Annotated in this window: 6 protein-coding genes; all 6 read left to right on the top strand. The window is 33.0% G+C overall.

Going from position 1 to position 12,825, the window contains the following annotated elements; genetic code table 11:
- Nucleotides 1–54 precede the first annotated feature (54 nt).
- The 6 genes from CW731_RS00305 to CW731_RS00280 all read left to right on the top strand — a co-directional run bounded on the left by CW731_RS00305 (nt 55) and on the right by CW731_RS00280 (nt 12,825).
- A complete protein-coding gene (locus tag CW731_RS00305; protein WP_100944830.1) occupies nt 55–2,301 on the top strand; it encodes a GH92 family glycosyl hydrolase in 2,247 nt (748 codons plus the stop codon).
- Nucleotides 2,302–2,383: 82 nt separating this feature from the next.
- Nucleotides 2,384–4,714 (top strand): family 20 glycosylhydrolase, encoded by a 2,331-nt coding sequence (locus CW731_RS00300; protein ID WP_100944829.1) that lies wholly within the window; start codon nt 2,384–2,386, stop codon nt 4,712–4,714.
- Nucleotides 4,715–4,717: 3 nt separating this feature from the next.
- On the top strand, nt 4,718–6,067 hold the full coding sequence (locus CW731_RS00295; protein ID WP_100944828.1) for an alpha-L-fucosidase: 1,350 nt from the start codon (nt 4,718–4,720) through the stop codon (nt 6,065–6,067).
- 121 nt (nt 6,068–6,188) lie between these two features.
- On the top strand, nt 6,189–8,534 hold the full coding sequence (locus CW731_RS00290) for a GH92 family glycosyl hydrolase (RefSeq protein WP_232734694.1): 2,346 nt from the start codon (nt 6,189–6,191) through the stop codon (nt 8,532–8,534).
- 7 nt (nt 8,535–8,541) lie between these two features.
- Entirely contained in the window at nt 8,542–10,770 is a 2,229-nt protein-coding gene (locus tag CW731_RS00285) for a GH92 family glycosyl hydrolase (protein WP_100944827.1), read from the top strand.
- 27 nt (nt 10,771–10,797) lie between these two features.
- Complete coding sequence (locus tag CW731_RS00280) at nt 10,798–12,825, top strand: glycoside hydrolase family 97 protein (RefSeq protein ID WP_100944826.1); 2,028 nt, start codon at nt 10,798–10,800, stop codon at nt 12,823–12,825.

Here is a 12,825-nt window from a genome sequence, read left to right as displayed (position 1 = left end):
TTAAATAAAAAGGAGAACAACTTTTAGTACAATTAAATTTTAGAATCTAAATTAATGAAAACATACAATCTATTATATCTACTCTGTACTATCTTTTTGCTACAATGCAAAGAACCAGAAAAAATAGTTACTCAAGAAAACCTTACTAATTTTGTGAATCCGTTTATTGGTACAGATGGTCCTGGAAATACGTATCCTGGTGCAACCGTTCCTTACGGAATGGTGCAATTAAGTCCAGATATTGGTATTCCTGGTTGGGATAGAATTGCAGGATATTTTTATAAAGATTCTATCATTTCTGGTTTTTCACACATGCATTTATCTGGTACAGGTGCTGGAGATTTATATGATATTCTAGTAATGCCTACCAATAGTAAGTTTTCAAAAAGAATTAAAGCGAATAGTTTTAAACCATTTTCTAGTTTTTCACATGAAAAAGAATCCGCTTCCCCTGGTTATTATTCGGTTGATTTATTAGATTACGGAATTAAAGCTGAATTAACAGCAACAGAAAGAACGGGTATTCATAAATACACATTTCCAAAAGATGAGAATACACAAATTTATATCGATTTAGGCTATGCGCTAAATTGGGACAGTCCTACAGAAACTCATTTTAAAGTAGTTAATAACACCACAATAGAAGGTTATAGAAAATCTTCTGGTTGGGCAAAAGACCAACGCGTCTATTTTGTAATCAAAGTATCAAAACCTTTTAAAGAATATCAATTATTTAAGAATGATACGCTTACAAAATCTCCTGTTACTGGTAAAAACACCAAAATAATTTTAAATTATTCAACGGAAGAAGGTGAAGAAATTATTTTAAAAACAGGCCTTTCAACGGCAACTATTGAAGGTGCTTATCAATCCTTAGAAAAAGAGGCTCCTAATTTTGATTTTGAAGCCTTAAAGAATCAAGCGAAAGACAAATGGGAAAAACAACTTCAAAAAATAGTAATCACAACAAAAGATAGTACAAAAAAACACATTTTTTACACAATGTTGTATCAATCGATGTTGGCACCAACTTTATTGAGCGATCATAACGGAAATTATAAAGGAGCAAACGATGCTATCATGAATGCTGATGGTTTTGATAGATATGATACGTTTTCATTATGGGATACGTATAGAGCTGCACACCCGTTATACACCATTTTGCACCCTACTAGAGTTTCAGACATGGTAAATTCTATGCTTGCTCATTACAAAGAAACAGGTTTATTACCGGTTTGGTCTATGCAAGGAAATGAAACCAATATGATGATTGGTTACCACGCAGTACCTGTAATTGTAGATGCTTATTTTAAAGGAATTAAAGGTTTTGATGCTGAATTGGCATACGAAGCGTGTATTGCAAGTGCTACAGATGCATCAAGAGAAATTGATAAATACATGCAATTGGGATACGTGCCAATTGACGAACAGCATGAAGATTGGTCGGTTTCTAAAACCCTAGAATATGCATACGGAGATTGGTGTATTGCTCAATTTGCAAAAGCATTGGGAAAAACAGAGGATTATAATACGTTTTTAAAGCGTTCTGAAAATTGGCGAAATGTGTACGATTCTAAAAGTACATTTATGCGACCTAAATCTAACAACGGACTTTTCTTAAAAGATTTTATTCCTAAAGATTACTCTCCTTATTTCTGCGAAAGTAATGCTTGGCAATATTTTTGGTCTGTGCAACACGATATTGAAGGTTTGGTAACTACTGTTGGTGGAAAAGAAAATTTTGAAAAAAAGCTAGATTCTATGTTTACTTTAGATCCGCTTCCAGAAGATAAGTTACCAATTTTTAGTACCGGAATGATTGGTCAATATGCACATGGAAATGAACCTAGTCATCACGTAGCATATTTGTATAATTACATTGATAAGCCTTGGAAAACACAAAAATTAATCCGTGAAATTTTAGAAACACAGTATAAAAATAAACCAAACGGACATTGTGGTAATGAAGATTGCGGACAAATGTCTTCTTGGTATATTTTTAGTGCCTTAGGTTTTTATCCTGTAAATCCTGCACAAGGAGTTTACGCTTTTGGTTCTCCTATTGTAGATACAGCTACCCTCAATCTAGAAAACGGAAAAACCTTTACTGTAGAAACAATACATAACAGTTCAGAAAACAAATACATTCAAGCTATTACCTTAAATAATGAGGTTATAGAACGAAGTTACATCAAACATACAGAGATTATGCAAGGTGGAAAATTGATTTTTACAATGGGAAATACTCCTAATAAAAACACCAAGAAATCGATGGCAGCAACTTCTAAAATGTATCAATAAAAAGTAATAAAACAGAAAGAAAGACCATATTGATGTGTCTTGATATAATTAAAAAAAGATTGATAATTAAAATTTCATAAAAATGAGTGTAATCAAAAAAATCTTGGTTATGGCTATAATCGTCATAACGGTTTCCTGTCAAAAAAGTAATGAGGATATCATTTTCACAGAAAGTGATATTGCAGTGATTCCTAAGCCAGCAAAACTACTGCTGAATAAAGGTGCTTTTCAGTTTGATGAAAACACCAAATTTATCTTAGCAGCTGCATCTCAAAAAGAAGTAACTTCGGTTTTAATCGATAAATTTAAGAATGTATCTGGGTGGAATTTAGACGTTTTAGAACAAGCTCCAGAAGAAAATTATGTTCAATTTATTATTGATAAAAACTTAGACGATGAAGCTTATAAATTGAATGTAGGTTCTAATCGCATTTTAATTACTTCAAAAGGAAAAGCTGGTTTTATATACGGTGTAGAAACACTTAGACAACTACTTCCTGTAGCAATTGAAAGTTCAAATTCGGTTTCAGGTACAGATTGGCTCATTCCTAATCTTACAATTGAAGACCAACCTCGTTATAAATATAGAGGTTTAATGTTAGATGTTTCTCGTCATTTTTTCGAAATAGCGTATTTGAAAAAAACGATAGATCGTTTGGCAATGCTTAAAATGAATGTGTTGCACTTGCATTTAGTAGATGACCAAGGATGGCGTATCGAAATTAAAAAATACCCAAAATTAACGGAAGTTGGTGCTTGGAGAGTAGATCAAGAAGACAAACATTGGGATGGTAGGTATACAACATCCGCAGATGAAAAAGGGACGTATGGTGGATTTTACACACAAGATGAATTAAAAGATTTAGTAGCCTATGCAGCAACTAAAAATATAGAAATTATTCCAGAAATTGAAATGCCTGCGCACGTATCGTCTGCAATTGCAGCGTATCCAGAATTGTCTTGTCATGAAAAACCAATAGGAGTTCCTTCTGGCGGAGTTTGGCCAATTACGGATATTTATTGTGCTGGAAAAGAACATACATTTGAATTTTTAGAAAATGTTTTAGAGGAAGTAATGGAGATTTTTCCATCAAAATACATTCATGTTGGTGGTGATGAAGCAACCAAAACCAATTGGAAAAAATGCCCTGACTGTAACAAAAGAATGCGTTCAGAAAATTTAGAAAATGTTGAGGAATTACAAAGTTATTTCATCAAAAGAATGGAAAGCTTCATCAACTCTAAAGGAAAAAGATTAATTGGTTGGGATGAAATTTTAGAAGGTGGTATTGCACCAGAGGCTACTGTAATGAGTTGGAGAGGTACCAAAGGTGGTCTTGAAGCGGCAAAACAAGGGCATGATGTTATAATGACACCAGGTTCTCATTGTTATTTTGACCATTATCAAGGTCCACAAAATGAAGAGCCATTGGCTTGGGGAGGTTATACGCCTTTAAGCAAAGTGTACACGTTTGATCCTGTTGTAGAAGGAATGACAGCTGCAGAAGCGAAACATGTTTTAGGAGGACAAGCGAATTTATGGTCAGAGCAAATAAAAACAACATCTCATTCAGAATATATGATTTTTCCTAGATTGGCTGCATTATCTGAAACGTTATGGTCAACTAAAGAATCTCGTAATTGGGAAGATTTTTCAACTAGAATTGTTACCATGTTTGAGCGTTATGATTATTTAGATATCAATTATGCAAAAAGTGCCTACTTGGTAATGGAGGATGTAAAAATTGATATGGATACCCAAAAGGTAACACTAGCATTAAATAATGAATTTACAGATGCAGATATTCGTTATACTTTAAATGATGTAAAATTAACAAATGCTGCAGTTAAGTATACAGAGCCATTAACAATTAACGAATCCACAGAAATTCATGCGTCACTTTTTAAAAACGATGTACCTGTAGGTGTTCCTTTTCATACAAATATCAAATTTCACAAAGCAGTTGGTAAAAAACTAACCTTCAAAGAAGTTTATGATGATCGTTATCAAGGTGAAGGTGAATTCGGAATGGTAAATACTTTACGCGGAACTAAAAATTTTAGTGATGGTCATTGGCAAGCTTGGTTAGGTAAAGATATGGAAGCTGTTGTTGATTTAGGTGAAGACACATCAGTTCAAGAAGTTATTTTGGGGACTTTAGAAAACCAAGGGCCTGGAATTTATTTTCCGACTGCAGTAACCGTTTCCGTTTCTACAGATGGAAAAAATTACAAGGAAGTTGGTGTAGAGAAAAGAGCATATGCTAAAAATCCTTCTTTCGATTTAAAGGAATTTAAAATTTCTTTTGAAGAGCAATCTGTAAGGTATGTAAAAATATTTGCTAAAAACTTATCAAAAACACCAGAAGGAGGTAATGTTTGGTTGTTTGTTGATGAAATTATAATTAATTAAAATATGAAGTATTTAAAGATAACAATTGTTTTACTTTTCTTGTTTACAAATCAAATTTCGGCACAAGAAAAACTGACGAAAGAGGAACGTTTAGAGTGGTTTAAAGATGCTAAATTAGGGGTCTTTATTCATTGGGGATATTACGGTGTAAAAGGAATTGGCGAGTCTTGGTCTATGTATCATAAACGTATTTCTTATGATGATTATATGGCACAAGGTAAAGAGTTTACTGCTAAAAACTATGATCCGGAAGCTTGGGCTAAATTATTTAAAAAAATTGGCGCGCGTTATGCCGTTTTAACTACAAAACATCATGATGGAGTTGCTTTGTGGGACACGAAATTAAGCCACTTAAATGTATTAGAAAAAACACCTGCAAAGCGCGATTTGGTAGCTCCTTTTGTAGATGCACTAAGAAAAGAAAATTTAAAAGTAGGTTTGTATTATTCGTTAATTGATTGGTCGCATCCCGATTATGATGTGGTTTTTCCAAGACCAGATACACGTAAAAATTATCCTCAGAAAAATCAAAATCAATTATCGCCTTGGCAACGTTTTCTTAAATTTAACAACGGTCAGTTAAAAGAATTGAGCGATACTTTTAAGCCAGACTTGTATTGGTTTGATGGTGATTGGGAAAAATCTAGCGAACAATGGAGAGCGCAATCACTAAAAGATAGTTTGTTAACATGGAATCCTAAGGTGGTTGTAAATTCTCGATTAAAAACATACGGAGATTATAGTACCCCAGAACAAGGAATTCCTGTAGTTAGACCAGATGGTGCATGGGAATTTTGTATGACGATGAATAATAATTGGGGTTATTTTCCATCGGATACCAATTACAAACCAAAATCTCAAATTATAAGAACTTTTGTTGAAGTAATTGCTTCTGGAGGAAATTTATTATTAAACATCGGTCCGAAACCAGATGGTACCATTGCAAAAGAGCAAGTAGAACGTTTAGAGGCTTTAGGAGATTGGATTAGAAAACATGAAACAGCTGTCTTTAATTCTAAAGCAGGATTGCCTTATGGTCATTTTTATGGACCAACAATGTTGAACAAAGATGAAACTAAAATTTACTTGGCTTTGTTTGATGCGCCAAAAAATTATATTTCTTTAAAAGGTATTCAGAATAAAGTGAAATCTATTAAAGTAGTAGGCTCTAATCAAGAATTAAGTTTTGAAAGAAATGGTGGCGCTGCTTGGAACAATATTCCTGGAATTTTAAGAATTGAAATTCCCCAAGGAAAAAACTTAGATCCCAATGTAACTATTATAGAAGTTGAATTAGAAGATGCTTTGAAACTGTATAGAGGTCATGGAAATGCTGTTGAATTAAATAAGTAAAAAATAGAATTGAGAAGTAATTTTTGTGATTCCGAACGAGGTACGAGGAGGAATCTTTTAGTCTACTTTTCAATTATGAGATTATTTCACTACGTTCCCAATGACGTTAATATTATCAAATATGAATAAAATTAATAAGAATGATATGCCAAAAATGATTTTCAAATATTCGTGGATTTTAATGATACTGTTGTTTTGTGTGAATACAAATTTGAAAGCACAAAACAGCTCTTATATAGAAAGTAAAGATTTAGTCGATTTTGTGAACCCTTTAATGGGAACAGATTCTTCTTTCGATTTATCTAACGGTAACACCTACCCTGCTATTGCAACTCCTTGGGCAATGAATTTTTGGACGCCAATGACGTCTAAAATGGGTGATGGTTGGACCTACAAATACGATGAAAATAAAATTAGAGGAATCAAACAAACGCATCAACCAAGTCCGTGGGTTAATGATTACGCTGCCTTTTCGTTGATGGCAGTTACAGGAGATTTAAAGTTTCAGGAAGATGAAAGGCAATCTTGGTTTTCTCATAAAGCAGAAACCGTAAAACCTTATCATTACTCGGTTTATTTAGCAGATTATGATGTGGTGGCAGAAGTTGCGCCAACAGAAAGAGCGGCACATTTTAAATTTACCTTTCCAGAATCTGACAAATCTTATATTGTTTTAGATGCTTTTAATAAAGGTTCTATGGTAAAAATTATTCCTGAAGAACGTAAAATAATTGGGTATTGTAGAAATAATAGTGGCGGAGTTCCAGAAAATTTCCACAATTATTTTGTGGCAGAATTTGACACCGATTTTGAACTAAATCACACATGGACTGATGGTTGGCAATTGCTTGAAAATTCAGTAAATAGTGAAGGTGAACATGTTGGGGCTATTGTAGGTTTTAAAACTGAAAAAGGAAAAACAGTTCATGTAAAAGTAGCTTCTTCATTTATAAGTCCAGAACAAGCACAATTAAATCTTTCGAGGGAAATTGGAGCAGATACTTTTGAAGACACAAAGAAAAAAGCAAAACAAGCTTGGGAAACAGAATTGAATAAAATTCAAATTGAAGATGATAATATTGATAATTTAAGAACCTTCTACTCTTCTTTATACCGTGTTTTATTGTTCCCTAGAAAGTTTTATGAATTTGATGCAAACAATAAAGTAGTTCATTATAGTCCTTACAATGGCAAAGTTTTACCTGGCTATATGTTTACCGATAATGGTTTTTGGGACACTTTTAGAGCCGTTTTTCCATTTTTTAATATGATGTATCCAGAGTTAAACGGACAAATTATGCAAGGTTTGGCTAATACATATAAGGAATCTGGTTGGTTGCCAGAATGGGCAAGTCCAGGGCACAGAGATGTAATGATTGGTTCTAACTCTGCTTCTATTATTGCAGACGCCTTTTTAAAAGGCGCAAAAAATATGGATGCCGAAATATTGTTTGAAGCAATGCTTAAAAATGCAACCGTTGCAGATGGTAGACCTGTAAATTCTGTAGGTAGAGCTGGTTTAGAGTATTATAATAAATTAGGCTATGTTCCTTATGATGTTAATATTCATGAAAATGCTGCGAGAACTTTAGAATATGCATATGCCGATTTTACGATTGCTCAAATGGCCGAAAAAATGGGCAAAACTAAAATTGCTAAAAAATACTTTGAGAAATCTATGAATTATAAAAACTTATTTGATCCATCGACCAATTGGATGCGTGGAAAAAATGAGGATGGAAATTTTCAAAGTCCGTTTAATCCTTTAAAATGGGGTGATGCATTTACCGAAGGAAATAGTTTGCATTATACCTGGTCTGTTTTTCATGACATCGAAGGTCTTATTGATTTAATGGGAGGTAAAAAACAATTTGCTGCAAAATTAGATGAAGTTTTTGAAATGCCTCCAAAGTTTGACGCTTCGTATTATGGTTTTACAATTCACGAAATTAGAGAAATGCAAATTGTAAATATGGGAAACTATGCACACGGAAATCAACCCATTCAACACATGATTTATTTGTATAATTATACAAATCAATCATACAAAGCACAAGAAAAAGTGAGAGATGTTTTAACAAAATTATACTCGGCAACACCAGATGGTTACTGTGGTGATGAAGATAACGGACAAACATCTGCATGGTATGTATTTAGTGCATTAGGATTTTATCCTGTAACCCCAGGAGTTGATGAATACGTAATTGGAAGTCCGTTATTTAAAAAAGCAACATTGCATTTAGAAAACGGAAATACGTTTGAAATCACTTCCAAAAATAATTCAAATACGAATGTTTATATTCAAGGCGCTCAGTTAAACGGTAAGGCATATCAAAATACTTTTATAAAGTTTAATACACTTCAAAATGGTGGAACTCTAAATTTTAATATGGGAAATATTCCTAATAAAAATTGGGGAACTGCGGCTAAAAACAAACCGTATTCATTAAGTACTTCAAAAAAATAAACAAAGCATGAAAAAGCTTCAGTTAATTACACTATTTGCAATTTTCTGCATTCAATTTAGTGCTGTAACACAAGAACCAATCGATTATGTAAATCCTTTTATAGGAACCTCTAATTTTGGTGCTACGAACCCTGGCGCAATTGCACCCAGAGGAATGGCAAGTGTTTCTCCTTTTAATGTGGCAGGAGAACAAAACTTACCGTTAGAAAAAGACAGCCAATGGTTGTCTACACCTTATGTAAATGAAAATGCTTTTTTAACCGGATTTTCTCATGTAAATTTAAGTGGTGTTGGTTGTCCAGATTTGGGTGTTATTTTAGCGATGCCTACAACAGGAGAACTGGAAACAGATCATTTAAAATACGGAACGACTTATACAAATGAGGTTGCAAAACCTGGTTATTACAGTGTTCAACTTTCAAAATATGATGTAAAAACCGAACTTACTGCAACCACCAGAGTTGGCGTAAGTAAATATTCATTTCCAAAAGGAAAATCGAACATCTTAATCAATTTAGGCTTGGGTTTAACCAACGAAGAAGGCGCTATGGTTAAAGTAGTATCGCCAACCGAAATAGAAGGCATGCGTAATGTGGGTTCATTTTGTTATTACAAACCAGAAGAATCATATCCTGTTTATTTTGTTGCAAAATTTAGTAAACCAGCTGATGAATTTGGAGTTTGGAAAAAAACTAGAAAAAACGAAGGTGTAGAAGGACGATGGATGGGATATAATGGCAAAAAACGCTTTTATAAAAACTATAGAAAAGAGGTTATTGGCGATAGTATTGGAACTTATTTTACTTATAATTTTGAAAAACCAACGCAAGTAGAGGTTAAGATTGGTGTTTCTTACGTTAGTATAGAAAATGCCAGAGAAAATTTAGAAAAGGAAACGCAACATTTATCATTTGATGCTATCTATAAAAATACTGCTTCACAATGGAATCAATTATTATCTAAAGTTGAAGTAGAAGGCGGAACAAAAGATGATAAAACTATTTTTTATACAGCGTTGTACCACACATTAATTCACCCGAATACGTTAAATGATGTGAATGGCGAATATCCAACAATGGGAAAACGCGAAACTGCAAAAACTGACGGAACACGATTTACCGTATTTTCTTTTTGGGATACCTATAGAAACCTTCATTCTTTAATGTCTTTGATCTATCCAAAACAACAATCGGATATGGTAAAAAGTATGCTGAACATTTATGATGAAAGCGGATGGTTACCTAAATGGGAACTGAATGCAACCGAAACAACCACAATGGTTGGTGATCCTGCAGGAATTATTCTAGCAGATACGTATTTAAGAGGCATACAAGATTTTGATATTGAAAAAGCGTATGAAGCCATGCGAAAAAGCGCTACACAACTAGAAAACAACCCGTTAAGGCCAGGAATTAAAGATTATATAAAGAACGGATATTTATCAACAAAAACAACCAATAGCGGTTCTGTTTCAACAACACAAGAATATAACATCAGTGATTTTGCAATCGCACAATTGGCAAATAAATTAGGGAAGAAAAAAGATTATAAATTATTTTCTAATCGTGCTGTTTCCTATAGAAGTTTCTTTGACAAGGAATTTAATTTATTGCGTCCAAAAAATGATGATGGTTCATGGCATTCGCCTTTTAATCCTAATCAAGGTGCTAATTTCGAAAAAAACGTAGGGTTTATTGAAGGAAATTCGTGGCAGTATACTTTTATGGTTGCGCATGATACAAAATATTTAATGAAATCGATGGGCGGTAAAAAAGAATACGTTGCTAAATTAGATGAGGTTTTTGAGAAAAAACAATTTGATATGGCGAATGAACCGGATATTGCTTACCCATATTTATACAACTATGCAAAAGGATATGAATGGAAAACACAACAACGTGTTACCAATTTAATTAATGAGTATTTTACAAATAAACCTGCTGGTTTACCTGGAAACGATGATACAGGAACCATGTCTGCGTGGTTAATTTATAGCATGATGGGAATATATCCGGTTTCTCCTGCAGATCCTATGTACACAATTACAACTCCAAGATTCGATAAGATAACGATTCATTTAGACACAAGATATTACAAGAATAAAACTTTGGTTATAGAAAAAAATGGAAAAGGAAATTTAAAATCGTTTACTGTTGATGGAAAAACTAAAAAAGCTTTTTTTATAAGTCATGAAACGTTAACGAATGCTTCTAAAGTTCAGTTTAATTTAAAATAATAATTTGTTTTTAAATCAATAAAAAAGATGAAATTAAAAAAATGGACTGTGTTATTCTTATTTAATTTAACACTAATAAGCTGCTCTAGTGAAAAGGTTTTAAAAATTGAATCTCCTGATAATAAAATTAAGGTCTCTGTAAATACGAGTCAAGGGATATATTACACGGTTAATTTTAAAGATTCTGTAATTATAAATCCCTCAAAATTAGGGTACGAATTTAAAAATGCAAATCCTTTATCTAAAAACTTTATAGTAACAGATTATAGCATTACACAATCCAACACCAAATGGACTACTGTTTGGGGAGAAAAAAGTGTAATAGAAGATAATTACAATCAACTATTAATTTGCTTACAAGAAAAAGATGGATTCAAAAGAAAACTGAATCTTTACTTTAAAATATACAATGATGGTATTGGGTTTCGGTATGAAATTCCTAAACAAAAAAATATAGACAGTCTTCTAATTACACAAGAATTAACGGAATTTAATTTCGTAAAAAACCATAGTGGCTGGTATATTCCTGCAAATTTTGAATCATACGAAACACTCTATAAAAATGCATCTTTAAATGAAATTGAGTCAGCAAATACACCAATAACATTAGAAACGGAAGCTGGTAATTTTATAAGTATTCATGAAGCGAATTTAACAAATTATGCAGGCATGACTTTAAAGAAAAATGAAGCGGCCTCATTTTCTTTTAAAAGTGATTTGGTACCGTGGCCAAATGGTGTTAAAGTAAAAGCAAAAACACCAATGGTTTCTCCTTGGCGTACCATTCAAATAACAGACAATGCAAAAGATTTAGTGGAGTCTAATTTAATTTTGAATTTAAATGAACCGAATAAAATTGAAAATGTGTCTTGGATTGAACCTATGAAATATATAGGAATTTGGTGGGGAATGCACTTGGGAACACAAACTTGGACTTTAGGTGAAAGACATGGAGCAACAACCGAAGAAACAAAGAAATATATCGATTTTGCAGACAAACATAAAATTAAAGGTGTTTTAGTTGAAGGCTGGAACACAGGTTGGGAAAATTGGGGAAAGAAGGATGCTTTCGATTTTGTAACACCTTACGACGATTTTAATTTGAAAGAAGTTACAAACTATGCTACTGAAAAAAACATTTCATTTATTGGTCATGTTGAAACTGGTGGGGCCGCACAATCTTTTGAAAATAAATTAGACCCTATTTTTTCAATGTATCAACAATTGGGGGTTAAAGCTGTAAAAACGGGTTACGCAGGAGGCATTCAAACAAAAGGTCAATTTCATCATGGGCAGTTTATGGTAAACCATTATAGAGAGGTTGTTAAAACTGCTGCTAAATATAAAATTATGATTGATGCTCATGAGCCGATTAAACCCACAGGAATAAGAAGGACCTATCCAAATATGATGACTCGTGAAGGTACTAGAGGTATGGAATGGAATGCTTGGAGTTCTGGGAATCCGCCAGAACATTATACAATTTTGCCTTTTACAAGAGGTTTAGCAGGACCAATAGATTATACACCTGGTGTATTTGATATTTTATATAAAAACGCTAAAAACAGAGTCAAATGGAATGATTTAGATGATGGGACTTCCAGGGTAAATACAACATTAGCAAAGCAATTAGCTTTATTTGTTGTGTTGTATAGTCCAATGCAAATGGCATCTGATTTGATAGAGAATTATGAAAATCAACCTGCTTTTAAATTTATTGAAGATGTTGCTACAGATTGGGAGTTTTCAAAAATGATTAATGGAAAAATAGGAGATTACATAACCATTGTTAGAAAAGATAAAAATAGTGATGATTGGTTTTTAGGAAGCATTACAGATGAGAGCCAAAGAGAATTAAATATAGAATTAAGTTTTCTTGAAGAAAATAAAACATACATCGCTCAAATCTATGCCGATGGTACGAATGCAGACTGGGAAACCAATCCGACAGAAATTGATATTCTAAAAAAAGAAGTGACTTCAAAAACCAATCTTAATATAAAGTTAGCTGCTGGTGGTGGACAAGCTATCCGATTTACACCAATAAATAAATAA

The sequence above is a fragment of the Polaribacter sp. ALD11 genome, from assembly GCF_002831685.1.
Classification (GTDB): Bacteria; Bacteroidota; Bacteroidia; order Flavobacteriales; family Flavobacteriaceae; genus Polaribacter.
The sequence above is the reverse complement of the archived record's forward strand: the minus strand, read 5'-3'. Positions and strand labels throughout refer to the sequence as shown.

What these genes read in the sequence shown, in the direction of transcription:
- CW731_RS00305 (WP_100944830.1), top strand. Translation starts at nt 55, where the DNA reads ATGAAAACATACAATCTATTATATCTACTCTGTACTATCTTTTTGCTA.
- CW731_RS00300 (WP_100944829.1), top strand. Translation starts at nt 2,384, where the DNA reads ATGAGTGTAATCAAAAAAATCTTGGTTATGGCTATAATCGTCATAACG.
- CW731_RS00295 (WP_100944828.1), top strand. Translation starts at nt 4,718, where the DNA reads ATGAAGTATTTAAAGATAACAATTGTTTTACTTTTCTTGTTTACAAAT.
- CW731_RS00290 (WP_232734694.1), top strand. Translation starts at nt 6,189, where the DNA reads ATGAATAAAATTAATAAGAATGATATGCCAAAAATGATTTTCAAATAT.
- CW731_RS00285 (WP_100944827.1), top strand. Translation starts at nt 8,542, where the DNA reads ATGAAAAAGCTTCAGTTAATTACACTATTTGCAATTTTCTGCATTCAA.
- CW731_RS00280 (WP_100944826.1), top strand. Translation starts at nt 10,798, where the DNA reads ATGAAATTAAAAAAATGGACTGTGTTATTCTTATTTAATTTAACACTA.